Origin of the sequence: Corynebacterium sp. HMSC22B11 (assembly GCF_001815965.1) — a bacterium.
Classification (GTDB): domain Bacteria; phylum Actinomycetota; class Actinomycetes; order Mycobacteriales; family Mycobacteriaceae; genus Corynebacterium.
The window spans coordinates 42,038-58,818 of sequence record NZ_KV823484.1 but is presented as its reverse complement, the minus strand read 5'-3'; the positions used below and the strand labels follow the sequence as shown (position 1 = coordinate 58,818).

Here is a 16,781-nt window from a genome sequence, read left to right as displayed (position 1 = left end):
TTTATCCCGCATATGACTAGTCCTTCTTCTTCCGGTGCCGGCACCACCGTCGGGGAGCAGCATCGCTCCTACGGTGCCGCCACCGAGACCCGCCCCACCCTCCTGTTGGTGTGGGATGCCCCGAATATCGACATGGGGCTGGGCGCGATCCTGGGGGCTCGCCCCACCGCCGCCCACCGTCCCCGCTTCGACGCGGTAGGCCGCTGGGTTATCGACGAAACCGAGCAGCTCAACGAGGACTTCGGGCTCAGCGGTGAGGAACTGATCGAGCCCGAAGCGACCGTCTTCACGAACATCACCCCCGGTGGCGCTGACGTCGTCCGCCCCTGGGTGGAAGCCCTGCGCAACGTGGGCTTCGCGGTCTTCGCCAAGCCCAAGATCACCGAGGATTCGGATGTCGACGCCGACATGCTGGACCTCATCCGTCGCCGTCACTCGGAGGGCGTTCTCGACGGACTGATCGTCGCCAGCGCGGATGGCCAGAACTTCCGGGAGACCCTGGAGGAGCTCTCCGAGGACATCCCCGTCACCGTCATCGGCTTCCGGGAGCATGTCGCCTGGGTGCTGGGCAACGAGAAGCTGCGTTTCGTGGATCTGGAGGATATCCCCGGGGTCTTCCGCGAACCGCTGCCGCGCGTGAGCCTGGACAACCTGCCGGACGAGGGCGCTTGGCTGCAGCCTTTCCGCCCGCTGACTGCGCTTGCCGAGCGCAGGGACAACAACCACCACAACCCTTCGGAGAACAACTTCCATGTTTAGCGCTTGGGGAAATTTCGCCTACCGTTTCCGCCGGGTCATCCCGCTGGTCATCATCGCGGCGGTGCTCGCGCTCTTCGCGACCGTGGGCACGCAGCTGGACGACCGGCTGAGCCAGGAGGGTTGGGACGACCCCGGCTCGCAGTCCACCCGGGCGAAGGAGATCGAGGAGGAGATCTTCGGTCGCGATGACTCGGGCGACGTGATTCTGCTGGTCACGGGCGACAAGCCGCAGTCGGTGACCACCCCGGAGGTCAAGGAATCGCTAACGAAGCAGCTGACCGCCCTGGAGGAGAAGTACCCGGATAACATCCGCACGATCAACTCCTACTGGGCCAACGGGCCACGCCAAATGGCCACCCCGGAGGGCGACGCCGCCTTCGCTTCCCTGGCGATGAAGGGTGAGGACGAGGACGTCCTGAACAACCTGCGCGCCATCGAGGATGACCTGGCCAAGATCGAGGTGCCGGGACTGAAGACGGAGATCGCGGGTCAGACCGCGGTGGCCGGGGCGCTGGACTCCGGCATGTCCCGGGACATCTCCCGCGCCGAGATCTACGCCCTGCCGGCGGTCGGCGTGCTGCTGCTCATCGTCTTCGGTGGCGTGATCGCCGCGCTGATGCCGCTGCTGGTGGGCGTACTCTCCATCCTCGGTTCCCTGGGCGTGCTCTCACTGCTTGCGGCGACCACGCAGATCAACGTCTTCGCGATCTCCGTCGTCACCCTGCTGGGCCTGGGCCTGGCGATCGACTACGGCCTGTTCATGGTCTCCCGCTTCCGCGAGGAGCTCGCCGAGGGCAGCGACGTTCCCACCGCGGTGCGAAACACCACCGCGACGGCCGGCAAGACGGTGGTCTTCTCCGCGGCGATGGTGGCCGTCGCGCTCTCCGGCCTGCTGATCTTCCCGCAGGCCTTCCTGAAGTCCGTGGCCTTCGGCGCGATGAGCGCGGTCGGCCTGGCTGCGCTGCTCTCCGTGATGGTGCTGCCGAGCATCTTCGGCATGCTGGGTCACAACATCGATAAGTGGGCGGTGCGCAAGCACAAGACCCGCACCCGCGACGAGCAGATCAACACCATCTGGGGTCGCATCCCGGCCTTCGCGATGCGCCACTCCAAGGCCGTGACCTTCCTGCTGGTCGCGCTGCTGCTGGCCCTGACCGCCCCGATGGCTGGCATCAAGTTCGGCGGAATCAACGAGACCTACCTGCCGCCGAACGAGACCACTCGTGTGGCGCAGAATAACTTCGACGAGAAGTTCCCGGCCTTCCGCACCGACCCGATCAAGCTCGTCATTCAGGGCGATCAGCAGGCGGTGGCCCAGGTCTACCGGGAGGCCAACGACATCACCGGGCTGACTGGTCCGTTCCGCGTCACGCAGCCGACGAAGGACGACACGACGGTACTGTCCACCGGCATCGCCGACCGCGATGACTACAAGCGCATCGTCGAGGAACTGGAGGACCTGAATGCCGAGGGCGCCGAGGTTCTGGTCGCCGGCACCCCGGCCATGGAGCAGGAGTCCATCCAGGCGCTCTTCGACAAGCTGCCGTGGATGATGCTCTACATTGTGGTGGTCAGTTTCGTGCTCATGGCGCTGGTCTTCGGCTCGCTGATCATCCCGGCGAAGGCCGTGATCATGAACGTGCTGGGCATCGGCGCGACCCTGGGCGTGCTGACCCTGCTCTTCGTCGACGGTGTGGGCGCGGACCTGTTCAACTTCACCCCGGGCCCACTGATGAGCCCGATCCTGGTGCTCATCGTGGCAATCCTCTTTGGCTTGTCCACGGACTACGAGGTCTTCCTGGTCTCCCGCATGGTGGAGGCCCGCTCCCACGGGGAGAGCACCGACCGTTCGATCCGCTTCGGCGTGGCGAATACCGGCGGCATCATCACCGCCGCCGCCCTGATCATGATCGTGGTCGCGGGCGCCTTCGGCTTCTCGGACATCGTGATGATGAAGTACATCGCCTACGGCATGATCACGGCCCTCATTTTGGACGCCACCGTCATCCGCCTGTTGCTGGTCCCGGCCGTGATGCACATGCTGCGCGAGGACAACTGGTGGGCACCCCGCTGGGTACAGCGGCTGTCCGAGAAGGTTGGCCACAACGAGCAGCTGGCTGATTCCCCGGTCGCCGTGGGCGCCGCCGAGCCGGCCCTGGTGGGTGCTGGCGCACCGGCGGCGGTCGGCGCCACTGCCACGACCGGTGGGGCCGCCACCGAGACCGCCCCGGAGCACGCCGGCCAGCGGGAGCCCCTGCCGGAGCCGCTCGCAGACGTTGAGACAGACGACGAGGGCGACGTCGACACAGACAACGAGGCAGCTGCTGAGCCGACTATTGCACCGGAGGCTGAGGATGCCGGGCAGCGTGGGCGCACCGTACCCTTCGAGAAACTCATGGCGGAGCTGAGACGTCGTGAAGAGGGGCACCGTGAAGAGGGGCGCCGCGAGGAGGGGCGCCAGGACTAGTGCTCGCCAAGACCTCCGCTTTCTTCCGCTCCCCCCTCACCCGGATCGCCCTCTCGCTGGCGGTGCTCGCCGCCATCGCGTTCATGGCGCACCGCCACTTCGGCTTCCTGGAAAACGGGTGGGAGGAGCTGAAGGCTGCCGATAACCGCTGGCTGCTACTCGCCGCCGTGACCGTCCTGCTGTCGATGTTCGCACAGGCCGAGGTCATGGTCGTGCTGCTGCGCTCGGCGGGTATCAAGGTCCGGCGCCTCTCAGCCAACGTGCTGGGGCTGGTCGCGAATGCCTGGTCCGCATCCCTCCCCGGCGGGCCCGCCATCTCTGTGGCGATGATCTTCCGGGAGCAGCTGAAGTGGGGTGCGACCCCGGTGATCGCCAGCTGGTACATGGTCTTCTCCGGCCTGCTCGCGGGCGCGGGCATGGCTTTGCTGGGGATCGGCTCGGTCTTCTTCCTCGGGCTGAAGGTCAACCCACTCACGTTGGCTGTCTCGCTTGTGGTGTTGGTGGTGTTGGCGTCCTTAACGAATTGGGCCGCTCGCAACCCCAAGAAGGTGGAGGACTGGCTGATCGCCCGACTGCGGGCTTTCAACCGCTGGCGCAAGAAGCCGGAAGATCGGCACGTGGAGCAGCTCGCGGGCTTCTCCGAGCAGCTTGCGACGGTGGAGCTGCCGCTGCCGAAGCTCGCGCTGGCGATTAACTGGTCCCTGCTGAACTGGATCCTGGAGATCATTTGCCTGTTGGCCTGCACCTACGCGGTGGGGGCGAAGGCGCCGATCGCCGGGGTGGTGCTGAGCTTCATCTCCGCCAAGTTGGTCGGGCAGGCGCAGATCACCCCGGGCGGGCTGGGTCCGGTGGACATCATGCTGACCACGACCCTCGTGGGGGTTGCGGGGCTGACCTCCGGGCAGGCCTTCGCCGCCGTGATTGTCTTCCGCATGTTCAGCTTCGTCGGCCTCGTGGGTTTGGGCTGGTTCACCTTCCTCGTGGCGAAGCTGCCCAACCCCCGCGAGCTGGCACCGGGTTCTGAGGCCGACGCCTCGAAGGCAGCCGCTGAGGCCGCCCCGAGTACAGGCTCGAAGACCTCCCCCGAAGCGCCCAAGAACCCCGGTCCCACCTCCGGCTAAGCTGAGGGCATGTCTACTGCCCCCCACAACGCTGCTGCCCCCACCACCACCGCGCCAACCTCCGGCGCTCTCGCGCCCGTACTGGATCTTCTGGCGCTGCTGATCTTCGCGCTGCTCGCGCGCCTGGCCCACGACGACGGCTCGGGCTTCAGCGTCCTGCGCTGGCTGGACACCGCCTGGCCCTTCATGCTGGGGGCGGCGATCGTCTGGGGCATCCTACTTGCCACGGGTGCCCGCGCCGCCGGCCGGGCACTGCGCACCGGGGTATTCGTGTGGCTGGGCAGCCTCATCGTCGGGTTGGGTATTTGGGGTATCCGCAACTCGGCGATCCCGCACTGGTCCTTCATCCTGGTGGCCACAGTGATGTCCGCGCTGCTGCTCTTCGGTTGGCGCGGAATCGCCCAGCTCCGGACGCGAAAGAGCTAAACCTCCCCAGCCGCCTGACACTTTTTTGAAGAATTTTTCACGAAGTTTGCACGAAACTTAGTTTTGCGCGCCTAGTGTTCTGTGACATGGGACACACAAGGAAACTTCGATTCGCAGGAATTCTGGGTGTCGGCCTGCTGGCATCCGGGGGAATGGGCGTCGCCATGGCCGAAGGCGGGATCTCCGCCAACTTGGCGCTGTCCAACACGATCTTCAACATGGACGTCGGCGGTCTGGACGCGGACGGCTTCTCCCTCTTCGTCGATTCCGACAAGCTGGCCAATGGCGAGGAGACGGTCTCCCGCATCAAGATGACCAAGGCCCGCGTGTCCGACGTGTGCATGTCCGCACCGATCAAGGTGCCGGGTATTGGGGAGAAAAAGTTCCAGATGCTCGTGCCGGGCCAGAACATGGAAGCCGAGAACATGATCATCGGCGCCCCTGATCTGAGCGGTGGCATGACTCTGGTCAAGCCACAGATCGGCATCGATGCGAACCAGGTCGACAAAAACGCTGCCCCCGGTGCGTGGGGTATCGCGGCCGAGAAGCTCATCTCCGATGGGCAGACCATGCACGCATCCTCGCTGTCCGCAGATCAGCTGACCGCGGCGGGTAGCGAGATCACACTGGTGAATCCAGATGACGCAGAGTGCTAACGGTGCGGCGGCGGAGGCGGCAGCCACCGACGCGACGAGCACCGGTGGCACCCCCGCAGCCGAGAACGCGGATACCCAAGAGCTGTCGACCACTCCAGACGCGGATACAGACGCCGCTGCTGGCGATGATAGAAACGAAACCACGGATGCCCAGCGCCGTTCCGGTTTCGCCCAGGGGCGGGGCAGCCGCCCCTCTTTCACTCAGTGGCGGCGCAGCCACCCCTTCTTCGCCGGGCTGCTGATGCTGCTGGGTGGGGTCGTGATCCTCACCCCGGCGTACCTCTCACTGGAGGTCTCGAACATCATCATCCAGGTCTCGACAATCTCCGGGGTGTCCACCTTCATCATCGGTGCCCTGCTGATCGCCTGCGGCCTGATGACGTGGTTCGGGGGCGGCAGCCGCATCCTTACCGGCGTGGCTGGCATCATCCTGGGCATCGTCGCGCTGCCGACGTCCAACTTCGGTGGCTTCGTGCTCGGCACCCTGCTGGCCCTGGTGGGCGGCGCCCTGGCACTGTCCTGGACGGAATCCTCCAAGGAGGAACTCGCCGCGCAGCGGGAGGCCAAGAAGCAGCAGAAGACGGATCGGGCCACCACCGAGTCGAGCAAGACCTCCGGGGCCAGCAATTCCACCGCTGTTGCGGTTCTCGCAGCCGTCACCGCGACCGGACTGGCCGCGGGTCTGACTGCCACGGCGGGAGCGCCACCGGCGCAGGCGCAGCTGGAGCTGCCGAAGTTCCCGGATCTGCCGGGCACGCCCAAGGCCCCGGGGGCGGCGAAGCCCCCGGCACAGCAACGGCCTGCCGCGCCCAAGCTGCCGGAAACCCCAAAACTCCCTGATCCCCCGAAGCTGCCTGACCTCCCGAAGCTGGGAGAGGCGCCCAAGCTCCCGGAGATCCCGGAGGAATACGAGATGGATCTCACTCCCCCAGCCCCCATCGAGGGACTGCGGGGAATCCCGGGGAACACCTTCCAAATCACGACCGACTCCACCTCGCTGCTGGGCAACATGAAGCTCTCCCTGATCACGCTGGAGACCCAGCAGGGGCCGAAGCCGGCACTACGCATCGACGCGGACAAGGCCGTCCTGCAGAACCTGGCCATGGAGATGCCCGGCCAGACCGCTGGCCCGATCTGGCAGCGCACCGGCCCCGGCAAGACCAGCGTGCTGAGCGGCAACTTCCACATCATCGTGAGCAAGCTGACCATCACCCCGGAGATCGCCGGGGTGAAGACAATCCCGATCACCATCGACGCCTCCTGGGCGCCGGAAGAGATCAAGAAGGAAGCCGCGAAGATGGGGCTCGGCCAGCCCGACGCGCTCTCCGAGAAGCTGCGGATGCTGGACGGCACCATGGAGGCCTACGTGGTCTCCTCGGACCGCATCGACCTACCCAAGGGCACGTCGCTAGCCCCCTAAGTGCATAATTAGTGGCATGAGCCACACAGAGAATCACGCAGCGGAGGACGTGGAGCCAGAAACGACGGCGTCGGCCGCCCGGGAGGGGACGGCCGGCGCCGCTGGCGTATCTAGGGGGCTCACACCAACCGATCCGGGCTACAAGAGGGCACTGATCGGCGCGCTTTTCGCCGGTCTGGCGTCCTTCAACGCCATGTACGTCACCCAGGCGGTGCTGCCGAGCATCACCGCGGACTTTGGCATCAGCCCCACCGTCGCCGCGCTCTCCGTCTCGGCGACGACGGGCGCGCTCGCGCTGTCCGTCATCCCCGTCGGCATCCTCTCCGAGCGGCTGGGGCGCTACCGCATCCTGCAGATCAGCGTCATGGCCGCCACCTTCCTGAGCCTGCTGGTGGCCATCGCGCCAGGGGTCGGCTCGCTGCTGCTCATGCGCGCCCTGCAGGGCGTGGCGGTGGCCGGCGTGCCCGCGGTGATCATGACCTACCTCGCCGAGGAGATCGACGCCCAACACCTGCCGCGGGTGATGGGCTTCTATATTTCCGGCACGAGCATCGGCGGCCTCTTCGGCCGCCTCATTCCCGGCGCGGTGCTGGAATTCGCGGACTGGCGCGTCGCGGTGCTGACCTCGGGTGGGGTCTCCGTCCTCATCGGCCTGGCGATGCTGGTGCTGCTGCCTCCCTCGCAGAACTTCCGGCCAAAGAAGATCACCGTCTCCCACGAGCTCGCCGCCTTCGCGGGCCACTTCCGCTCGCCGGTGCTGCTCGGGCTGTTCGTGCTGCCCTTCCTGCTGATGGGCGCCTTCGTCTCCCTGTACAACTACCTGGGCTTCCACCTGATCGGCGAGTACGGGCTACCAGAATCACTGGCCGCCGCGGTCTTCGTCATCTACCTTTCCGGCACCTGGTCCTCCGCCCGGGCGGGTCGGGCCGTGCAGGCCTACGGCCAGGGCCGGGTGCTCACCGTCGCGATGGTGCTGGCACTGGCCGGTTTGTTGCTGATGTTTATCCCGACGGTCTGGCTCACCGTCACCGGCGCGCTGCTGTTCACCGCCGCATTTTTCGCCTGCCACTCCGTGGCCAGCGGCTGGGTGAGCGCGGCGGCAAAGAAGGACCGCGCCGAGGCCTCCAGCACCTATGTGCTGAGCTACTACCTGGGTTCCTCCCTGCTGGGCGCGCTCTCGGGCCAGTTCTTCGACATCAGCTGGGCGGCGCTGCTCGCCTGGCTCACCGGGCTCTATGTGCTGGCACTGCTCATCACGCTCTTCGTGCACCGCAAGGCCAAGCAGCAGGGCTAACCCCGGGAACGCCCCCGCACGGGCGCGGATCACGCACGCCCCAGGCGCACACGCCTCACGCACGCCCCCCGCACAGGCCCACGCCGACGCGCCCCCAGGAAGCGCACCCCAGCGCACCTGGGCCGCTAGCGCGAGCTAGGGCTCGCCGTGAATGCGGGAATCCGGAAGTTGGCGCGGCATGACCTTGCCGGTCGGGTTGTACGGCAGCTCGTCGACGAAGACGACATCCCGGGGCACGGAGTGCTCGGCGAGCTTCTCCAGGACCCAGTCCTGAACGGCCTTCTTCGTGAGGCGCCGGCCGGTCTCGTCGTCCTCCCGAACAATCCACACAGCCAGGCGTGCGAAGGTGTCCTCGTCCTCCACACCCTTGACGAAGAGGTCGCGGATTCCCGGCATGGGCTCCAGCACCTCGGTGACGGACTTCGGGTAGACGTTCTCGCCGCCGACGATGATCATGTCGTCGTTGCGGCCCAGGACGTAGAGGCGGCCGTCCTCGGTGAGGTAGCCCTTGTCGCCGATCTCCAGCAGGCCCTTTTCGATCACCATCTTGTCGCGGGCGTTGGTGTACTGCTTCATCGTCATCGCGCCGCGGCAGAAGATGCGGCCGACCTGGCCCGGGGGCAGCTCGTTGCCGTCCTCGTCCAAAATCTTGATGCGCACGCCGGTGACGGCGCGGCCCGCGAGCTTCGGGTCCTCTGCCAGCTCCTCCGGGGTGGTCATCACGCAGGAGGAGGCCTCGGTGGAGCCGTAGAAGTTCGCCAGCACCGGCCCGAACTTCGCCTGGACCGCGCGGATGAAGTCCGGGGTCATCGCGTGGCCGGAGGAGATGATCATCTTCACGCGGGAGACGTCGTAGTCCCCCTCCTCGGCGACCCGCAGCTGTTCCTTGAGGAAGATCGGCGAGGTGATGATGCCCTCGACCTGGTAGTTCACCAGGTCCTCCATCGCCTGCTTCGGGTCGAAGATACGGCGCAGCACCACGGTCGCGCGGTGGGCGATGATGAGGTTGATGTTCGCCCAGCCCCAGGAGTGGAACATGGAGGCGGACATCTGCAGCATCATGTTCTTGCGCCACGGCACGCGGGTGACCAGCGCGCGCAGCGGGGTCGGGATCAGCGGCTCCCGGATGGCCACGCCCTTCGGCGTGCCGGAGGTGCCGGAGGACATGATGATGATGTGGTCGCGCTTCGGGAACAGCGGCAGCTTCTCTGCTTCCGCGCTCGGAGCGGTATCGATGAGTTGCTGGAAGGTCGGCCAGGAGGCGTCGCGCACCTTCGGGTTGCCGAGGTCCTCGGCGTGCCCGATGATGATCTCGCAGCCGCCGAGGTCCTCCGGCAGGCGCTCGGCGAATTCCTCGTCGATGTACAGCAGGTCCAGGTCGTGTTCCACCAGGGACTTAGCTAGCTGTTCCGGGGAGCTGCCGATATTCAGCAGGAAGATCTTGGTGCCGATGAAGCCCTTGGCGCCGATGGCGTAGATGATCGCGCGGCTATTGCGGCACATCACGCCGACCCGGGCACCGGAGCTCACGCCGCGGCGCTGCAGGGAGCGGGCCAGGGCCTGGACGTCATCCAGCATCTCACGGTAGGTGCGCTGCCCCATGTCGTCGATGAAGGCCAGCTGATCTGGGGCGTGGAAGGCCGCGTAGCGCATCTGGCGGGCGGTGCTGAAGCCGTAGCGGGCGATGCCCTCCAGGAAGGCGAGCTGGCCACGCACGCCGCCTCCCTTGGCGACGATGTCGGAGCGCAGCACCGGGATCAGCCCGCGCCCCACGGCGGAGACCTCGGTGGCGAGGCCCTCTGCCGAGTACTTGAGGCTATTGGCGAGCTTCTTGATCTGGCTCAGCGGCGACTGCGTCGTCATATACTTCCCATCTTGTTGGCCGGTTGTTTGGACCCAAAAATTACTATGGATATTACGCCGAAAACAACACGAGCGCGGCGGAACTCGAGAGAATCCGCCACGCTGTGTGTGCTCACCGATGCGGCTACATCGGCAGAATCGTGTGCTTCTTCTTTTCCCTCGGAGTGCGCTTGTGCGCCAGCTGGCGCAGCGCCTGACGCAGCTGCACGCGGGTGTCCTCTGGGGAGATGATCGCGTCCACGTAGCCCCGCTCCGCGGATACATAGGGGCTGGTCATGTTGGCGTTGTAGAAGTCCATGAACATCTTCTTCGCCACCACCCGCTTTTCCGGCGGCATCGCGGCCAGTTCCTTGCCCTTCATCATGACGACGGCGGCCTCCGCGCCCATCACCGCGATCTGCGCGGTCGGCCACGCGAGGTTCACATCCGCCGTGAGGTTCTTCGAACCCATGACGGCGTAACCGCCGCCGAACGCCTTGCGCACCACCACGGTGACCTTCGGCACCGTCGCGTCGGCCAGGGCGAAGCCCAGGTGCGCACCACGGTGGATCAGGCCGACCTTCTCCTGCTCCGCGCCCGGCAGGTAGCCGGGGGTGTCCACGACGAAGACGAGCGGGATGTTGTAGGCATTGTTGATGCGGATGAAGCGGGAGGCCTTGTCCGCGGCCTCAGCATCCAGGCAGCCGGCCAGCACCATCGGCTGGTTCGCGATCACGCCGACCGTCTGCCCGTCGATGCGCGCGTAGGCGGTGATGACGTTGGCGCCGTAGTCGCCCTGCACCTCGAGGACGTTCTCGTCGTCGAAGATGCGGGTCAGCACATCCATCATGTCGTAACCGGCGTTCGGGTCGTCCGGGATGATGGAGTTCAGTTCCTTATCCCGCTCCGTCAGGGAGTCGTTCGGCGCCCAGTACTGTGGCAGTTCGTCGAAGGCCGAGGAGGGCAGGAAGTCCAGCAGGTCCTTGACGTAGTTGAAGGCCTCCTCCTCGGTGGCGGCGACGTAGCTGATGTTGCCGTTGCGGGCCTGCTGGCGCGCCCCGCCCAGCTCCTCCATGGAGACCTTCTCGCCGGTCACGGACTCGATGACGGCCGGGCCGGTGACGAACATCTGGGTGCGGCCGTCCACGGCGATGAGGAAGTCCGTCGTCACGGGGGCGTAGACCGCTCCACCTGCGGAGGGGCCCAGGAGGATGGAGATCTGCGGGCTCTGGCCGGAGAGCGGAACCTGGCGGCGTGCGATCTCGGAGTACATGGCCAGGGAGGTCACGGCGTCCTGAATGCGGGCGCCGCCGGAGTCGTTGATACCGATGACCGGGATACCGACGCGGGTGGCCATGTCCATGACCTCGGTGACCTTCTTGCCGAAGGTCTCGCCCACGGAGCCGCCGAAAACGGACTTGTCGTGGGCATAGATCGCGACGGGGCGGCCGCCGATGCGGCCGTAGCCGGTGACCACACCGTCGCCGTAGGGGGCACTCGGGTCGCCCGGGGCCTGGCCGAGGGCACCGATCTCGGTGAAGGAACCCTCGTCGAGGAGGGCGTCGATGCGCTGGCGCGGGGTGGTGAGCCCAGCGGCGTCGCGCTTGGCCTTCGCCGACTCGGAGCCCGGGTCCTGCGCCAGCTCGAGCCGGCGCTGCAGATCCTTCAGCTTCGCGGACACGCTGCTGTCCGCTGGAGCAGTATCTTCACCCTGCGGGTTGGCCTGGTCAGCAGAGTCTTCAGACACGTCGGGGCTACTCCTCATCCTGTGGTTCTTCGTCCGTGGCCGGGGTGTCCTTGATCACCTCGGTGAGCGCGCGGCCCACCTTCGAGATCTCGGGCTCGTCGACGATGGCGAGGTGGTCGCCCTGCAGCTGGATGACATCCAGCTCGGTGACGATCTCGCCCCAGCCGCCGTCCGGCGCAATATCACGATAAGCCGGTTCCAGCTCGATTGCACCATCGTGCATCCGCTCGGCGCGGAAGAGGGTGACCGGTACATCGACGGCCGCCCAGGCGTGGAAGTCCAGGGACTCGAGGATGCGGTTGTCCACGAAGCTGGCCCGCTGGTGCTCCAGCACGCCCGCGGGCAGCCCGAGGCTGGCGGCCTCCGGGGACTGCAACATCTCCTGGAACATCGCGAGCATGACGTCCTCGCCCTGCAGATCCAGCAGCTCGTGCGGAACCTCCATCTCGAAGCCGTAGGTCTTGTTGACGAAGGCGGCGTAGCGGTCCCAGCGGGCGTGCATCTCCTCCTTCGTATCCGGCGCCGGGTTGGCCGGCTGCACGGTGTCCAGCAGGACGATGCGCTGCACCTCGGCGCTAGGCTCGCCCGCCGCGGCGCGCTGGGCGAGCTGGAACGCGACCTCATAGGCCAGGGCCCCGCCGAAGCTCCAACCACCGAGCACGACCGGGCGGCCATCGGCCAGGGCGATGATCTCGTCCAGGTAGGCCGCGGCGCGGTCCTTCAGGCTGCCCTCGAGGCGTTCGACGCCGTAGACGGGGACGCCTTCCGGCAGGCGGCGGGTCAGCGGCTGGTAGACCACCGAGGAGCCACCGGCTGGGTGGAAGAGGAACAGGCTCGGCTTTTCGGAGCCAGCCGGGCGGGCGCGCAGCACGCGGATGTTGCCTTCGACGGCGGTCTCCAGGCTGGCGCGGACGGTATCCGCCAGGGCGGCGAGGTCCGTGGCTTCGGCGACCTGCTCGGCGGTGACCTCAGCACCGGAGCGTTCGCTCAGTCGCTCGGCGACCTGCTGGGCGGTCTCGGCGCTGATCTTCGGCAGCGGGCTGGTGACACCGGCTGCCGCCTTGCCGTTGATCTTCGCCCAGGTGGCGAAGACGAGGCGCTCGGAGGCGTCGCGCGGGGCGACTCCCCCGGTATTGACGGTGTAGTCGGTAGCGCCCTCGGCGTCGTCCGCTGCGTCACCTGCTGGCTGAGCGTCGGTCTGCTCCGGCGCCTGCTCCGCAGCTCCCGATTCACTGGTGCGGGAGGCGATCTCCGCCTCGACCATGGCGATGACGGTGTCCACGGAGCCGTCGCGGAGCTGCTGAACCTGCAGCGGCGGCAGGTCGAACTCGTACTCCACCCGGTTCTTGATGCGCATCCCCATCAGGGAGTCCAGGCCCAGGTCGATGAGCGGCAGCTCGCCCGGCAGGTCCTCAACGTCGTAGCCCATGGATTCCGAGACGATCTCCCGCAGCCGCTGGGCCACGCTCACCCCACTGTCCGGGGCCCAGCGGGCCTCGCCCTCCTGGACTTCCGGCAGGGCGTGCGCGGACTGTGTCACCGCGCCCAGCTTCTGCCCTGCGTCCTCGGTGGCGTTGGCAGCCACAGCGGCTGGTGCAGCAGCTGCCGCGCCAGCGCTTGCGGCCCCATCCAGCGTGCTGACGAAGGCCTCGCCCAGCACCTGGCCGGTGCCAGCAACGTCGAAAACCTGGAGGGACCAGCCGCCCAAGGTGCGGGTGGCGATGGTCGTGATCTCGCCGGCTGCGGGCAGCACCCCGTGGGACTGTGCCGCGCTGACGGCATGCCCCGGCGCGAGCTCGTCGGCCAGCGCCTCGGCAAGCACTTCCAGGGAGGCGATGCGATCCGCCTGTGTCGCGAAGGCCACCCGGCCGTCCGGCAGGTCCACGCGGCTGCCCGGCAGGCCCTGCGCGCCTGGGCCGGACGGGTGGGCGTCGGTCCAGTGCGGCTGTTCCACCCAGTGCTGGCCCGGCAGCTGCAGCGCGAAGTTGCGCGGGTACAGGCGGCCAAAGTCCAGATCGGCGCCCTCGGCGTAGAGCTCGGCCAGGAGATTCAGCAGCGTCTCCGCGGCCGGCTCCTTGCGCTTGAGCGCGTAGAGGGTCTTGGCGTCACCCGCGTCGTGGGCGAAGGCGATGTTCATGATCGGCATGAGCGCGACCGGGTGGGCGGAGAGCTCCACGAAGGTGCGGTAGCCGTCCTTGAACTGCTGGCCGGTGGCGTCCGAGAACCAGACCGGGTGGCGGGTGCAGTGGACGAAGTAATCCGCGTCGTGCACAGCCTCGCCCGGCTGGTAGACCTCGCCGCGGTGGACGGTGGAGTACAGCGGCGTGTGGATCGGGCGGGCGGTGATGCCGCCGATCTCGTAGAGCAGCTCGGAGAGGATCGGGTCGAGCATCGAGGTGTGCCCCGCGCCCTTGACATCCAGCATGCGGGCGAACTTGCCCTCGCCGTCCAGGTACTCAACGAGCGCGGCGACGGCTGCCTGCGGGCCGCCGACGGTGGTCATGCCCGGCGCGGCGTAGACCGCGGGCTCCACCTTGGCGAACTCCGGGTGCTCGGCGCGGAAGGTCCCCAGCGCCTCCGGGCCCAGTTCGATGACGGCCATCGCCCCGGCCTGATCGCCGGTGAGCTGACTCTCGCCCTCGCCCATGAGGCGGGAGCGGTGGCAGGCCACGATCATGGCGTCCTCCAGGGACAGCCCGCCGGAGCCGTAGGCGGCACCGATCTCGCCCAGGGACTGGCCGACGACCGCGGCCGGGCGCAGCCCGAACTCCCGCAGCAGGTCGGTCAGCGCGATCTGGACGGCGGTGATGGCGACCTGGGCGGATTCCAGGTCGAAGTTCTGCTCGTCGTCGTTGATCTTCTCCACCAGCGACCAGCCGGATTCGCGCTGCACGATCTCGTCGATCGCGGCGAGACGCTCAGCGAAGAAGCTGGAGATTGCAGCGAGCTCCTTGCCCATCTTCCGGTGCTGGGAGCCGAAGCCGGAGTAGACCCAGACCGGGCCGGTGGCAGCCGGAGAGTCCGCGGTGAAGACGGATGAGCCCTTCTTGCCCTCGGCGAGGCGCTCCAGCCCCTCGATGGCTTCGGTGGTGTTGGTGGCTCGGATGATGCCGCGGGAGCGGCCGTGGTTGCGGCCAGCGAGTGCTCCGGCGACGTCCAGCAGGTCGGCGGACTCGTGCGAGGCCAACCAGTCGCGCAGGTCGCCTGCGGCCAGGCGGCGGCGGGAGGGCAGGAATCCGGAGACCGGCAGCAGAGCGGCTGGGGTCTCGCATGCCTCCCAGTCGATCAGCGGGTGGGCCGGGTCCGTGCCCGCGGCGGCGTCCGAGCCGGCGTCTGCCTTGCCAGCGGCCCGTTCCTCATTCAGTGCGGCAGCGTCGCGCAGCTCTTCCTCGGTCGGTGCTGCGATCACCACGTGCGCATTCGTGCCGCCGAAGCCGAAACCGGACACACCGGCCACCGGGCGGCCGGAGTACTCCGGCCATTCGCGCGGATCCTCAACCACCTCGAGGCGCTGGGCGTCGAAGTCGATGTGCGGGTTCGGGCCCACGTAGTTCAGGCTCGGTGGCAGCACGCCCTCGCGCATCGCCATCAGGACCTTCATCACGCCGGCCACGCCCGCCGCGGCCTCGGTGTGGCCGAAGTTCGTCTTGGCCGACCCCAGCAGGGTCGGGTGATCCGCATCGCGCCCCGCGCCCAGCACCTCGCCAAGCGCGCGGGCCTCGATCGGGTCGCCGAGGATGGTGCCGGTGCCGTGGGCCTCCACGTAGTCCACGGTCGTCGGGTCGATTCCCGCGTCCTCGTAGGCGGCGCGCAGCACTGCGGACTGTGCCTCCGGGTTCGGCGCGGTGATGCCGTTGGACCGGCCGTCCGAGTTCACCGCCGACCCCTTGATGACGCCGAGGATGTTATCCCCGGCTGCCACTGCATCGGAGAGGCGCTTGAGCACGATCACGCCGGCGCCGTCGGAGCGCACGATGCCGTCGGCGTCCTCAGAGAAGGCGTGGATCTTGCCGGTCGGGGACAGCACCCCGGTCTCGGAGAAGGCAACGGTAGCGAAGGGGTTGGCCAGCAGATTCACGCCACCGGCGATCGCAACCTCGGAGCTGCCGTCGCGCAGGGAACCAACCGCCTGGTGGATCGCCACCAGCGAGGAGGAACAGGCGGTGTCCATCGCAACCGACGGCCCCCGGAAGTCAAAAGCATAAGAAATGCGGTTGGCAACGATGGAGCTGGAGTTGCCGATCAGGGCATAGGGGTGGGCGACCTTCGGGTCGGCGATGATGAGGTTCGCGTAGTCGTTGTTCGTGGTTCCCATGAACACGCCCACGTTGTCTCCTCGCAGCGAGTTCGCTGGGATCAGTGCGTCCTCAAGGGCCTCCCAGGTCAGCTTCAACAGGATGCGCTGCTGCGGGTCCATGTTCGCGGCCTCCAGCGGGGAGAGCCCGAAGAATTCCGCATCGAAGGACGCCAGGTCCGGCAGGTAACCGCCCGTGAGCTGCGCGTCCGCCATGCGACGAACCATCTCCGGGTTCTCTGCCCACTCGGACCAGCGGCCCTCCGGCAGCTCACCGATACCGTCCTGGTAGCTGATCAGCAGGTCCCAGAACTCGTCGGTGGTCGGGGCACCCGGGTAGCTGCCGGCCATGCCGACGACGGCAATGTCCCGCTCCCCCGGCGCCTGCTCGCCGCCCACGGCGCGCCTCTTTGCGGACGCTGCCGCCGGGGCGTTCGCCTGACCTTGGGAACTCAAGTAGTCGACGAGCGCCCCGATGGAGTTGTGCTCATAGGCCACGGTGGCGTCCACCGACAGGCCCGTCATGCGCTGCAACTCCCCCGAGAGGATCACCACGTCGCGGGATGAAAGCCCGAATTCCTCCAGTGGCTGATCGTCGCGGATCTCCGCCTCCGGGGTGTCGGTGGTCTCCGATACCCAGTTACGCAGCCACTGCCGGAGCTCTGCTTCGCTCCGGGGGTGGTCCTGCTGAGCGCGACCCACGTTATCTTCTGCCATGGTGACCGGGTGATTCCTCTCGTTGCAATGCGGCGCGT

10 protein-coding genes are annotated in these 16,781 nt (G+C 67.3%); 7 read left to right on the top strand and 3 right to left on the bottom strand.

What is annotated here, in order from left to right:
- The first annotated feature begins 12 nt into the window (after window positions 1-12).
- The 7 genes from HMPREF3088_RS03860 to HMPREF3088_RS03830 all read left to right on the top strand — a co-directional run bounded on the left by HMPREF3088_RS03860 (window position 13) and on the right by HMPREF3088_RS03830 (window position 8,143).
- Window positions 13-759, top strand: coding sequence for an NYN domain-containing protein (locus HMPREF3088_RS03860; RefSeq protein ID WP_371441295.1), 747 nt, complete (start codon window positions 13-15; stop codon window positions 757-759).
- Complete coding sequence (locus tag HMPREF3088_RS03855; RefSeq protein ID WP_070758519.1) at window positions 752-3,226, top strand: MMPL family transporter; 2,475 nt, start codon at window positions 752-754, stop codon at window positions 3,224-3,226. Before HMPREF3088_RS03860 ends, HMPREF3088_RS03855 begins: the two co-directional genes overlap by 8 nt.
- A complete protein-coding gene (locus HMPREF3088_RS03850; RefSeq protein WP_070758518.1) occupies window positions 3,226-4,347 on the top strand; it encodes a lysylphosphatidylglycerol synthase transmembrane domain-containing protein in 1,122 nt (373 codons plus the stop codon). Before HMPREF3088_RS03855 ends, HMPREF3088_RS03850 begins: the two co-directional genes overlap by 1 nt.
- Window positions 4,348-4,356: 9 nt before the next feature.
- Window positions 4,357-4,773 (top strand): DUF3054 domain-containing protein, encoded by a 417-nt coding sequence (locus HMPREF3088_RS03845; protein ID WP_070758517.1) that lies wholly within the window; start codon window positions 4,357-4,359, stop codon window positions 4,771-4,773.
- Window positions 4,774-4,859: 86 nt separating this feature from the next.
- On the top strand, window positions 4,860-5,429 hold the full coding sequence (locus HMPREF3088_RS03840) for a DUF6230 family protein (protein WP_070758516.1): 570 nt from the start codon (window positions 4,860-4,862) through the stop codon (window positions 5,427-5,429).
- Entirely contained in the window at window positions 5,413-6,849 is a 1,437-nt protein-coding gene (locus HMPREF3088_RS03835) for a DUF6114 domain-containing protein (protein ID WP_070758515.1), read from the top strand. The genes HMPREF3088_RS03840 and HMPREF3088_RS03835 overlap by 17 nt, the downstream gene beginning before the upstream one ends.
- Window positions 6,850-6,865: 16 nt before the next feature.
- Window positions 6,866-8,143: an MFS transporter gene (locus HMPREF3088_RS03830; RefSeq protein WP_070758514.1), complete on the top strand. Its 1,278-nt coding sequence runs from the start codon at window positions 6,866-6,868 to the stop codon at window positions 8,141-8,143.
- A gap of 135 nt (window positions 8,144-8,278) precedes the next feature.
- Here the strand turns inward: HMPREF3088_RS03830 and HMPREF3088_RS03825 are convergent, their stop codons facing one another.
- The 3 genes from HMPREF3088_RS03825 to pks13 all read right to left on the bottom strand — a co-directional run bounded on the left by HMPREF3088_RS03825 (window position 8,279) and on the right by pks13 (window position 16,743).
- Window positions 8,279-10,006 (bottom strand): acyl-CoA synthetase, encoded by a 1,728-nt coding sequence (locus tag HMPREF3088_RS03825; RefSeq protein ID WP_070758513.1) that lies wholly within the window; start codon window positions 10,004-10,006, stop codon window positions 8,279-8,281.
- A gap of 124 nt (window positions 10,007-10,130) precedes the next feature.
- Window positions 10,131-11,732, bottom strand: a complete 1,602-nt coding sequence (locus HMPREF3088_RS03820) for an acyl-CoA carboxylase subunit beta (protein ID WP_070758512.1) — start codon at window positions 11,730-11,732, stop codon at window positions 10,131-10,133.
- A gap of 7 nt (window positions 11,733-11,739) precedes the next feature.
- The gene (gene pks13, locus HMPREF3088_RS03815) at window positions 11,740-16,743 is read right to left on the bottom strand and encodes a polyketide synthase Pks13 (protein ID WP_070758511.1); all 5,004 of its coding nucleotides are present in this window, start codon (window positions 16,741-16,743) and stop codon (window positions 11,740-11,742) included.
- Window positions 16,744-16,781: the final 38 nt, after the last annotated feature.

Bases quoted from the DNA above. Each gene is read 5' to 3' on its own strand.
- HMPREF3088_RS03855 (WP_070758519.1), top strand. From the start codon at position 752: ATGTTTAGCGCTTGGGGAAATTTCGCCTACCGTTTCCGCCGGGTCATC.
- HMPREF3088_RS03840 (WP_070758516.1), top strand. From the start codon at position 4,860: ATGGGACACACAAGGAAACTTCGATTCGCAGGAATTCTGGGTGTCGGC.
- HMPREF3088_RS03825 (WP_070758513.1), bottom strand. From the start codon at position 10,006: ATGACGACGCAGTCGCCGCTGAGCCAGATCAAGAAGCTCGCCAATAGC.
- pks13 (WP_070758511.1), bottom strand. From the start codon at position 16,743: ATGGCAGAAGATAACGTGGGTCGCGCTCAGCAGGACCACCCCCGGAGC.
- HMPREF3088_RS03835 (WP_070758515.1), top strand. From the start codon at position 5,413: ATGACGCAGAGTGCTAACGGTGCGGCGGCGGAGGCGGCAGCCACCGAC.
- HMPREF3088_RS03860 (WP_371441295.1), top strand. From the start codon at position 13: ATGACTAGTCCTTCTTCTTCCGGTGCCGGCACCACCGTCGGGGAGCAG.
- HMPREF3088_RS03830 (WP_070758514.1), top strand. From the start codon at position 6,866: ATGAGCCACACAGAGAATCACGCAGCGGAGGACGTGGAGCCAGAAACG.
- HMPREF3088_RS03845 (WP_070758517.1), top strand. From the start codon at position 4,357: ATGTCTACTGCCCCCCACAACGCTGCTGCCCCCACCACCACCGCGCCA.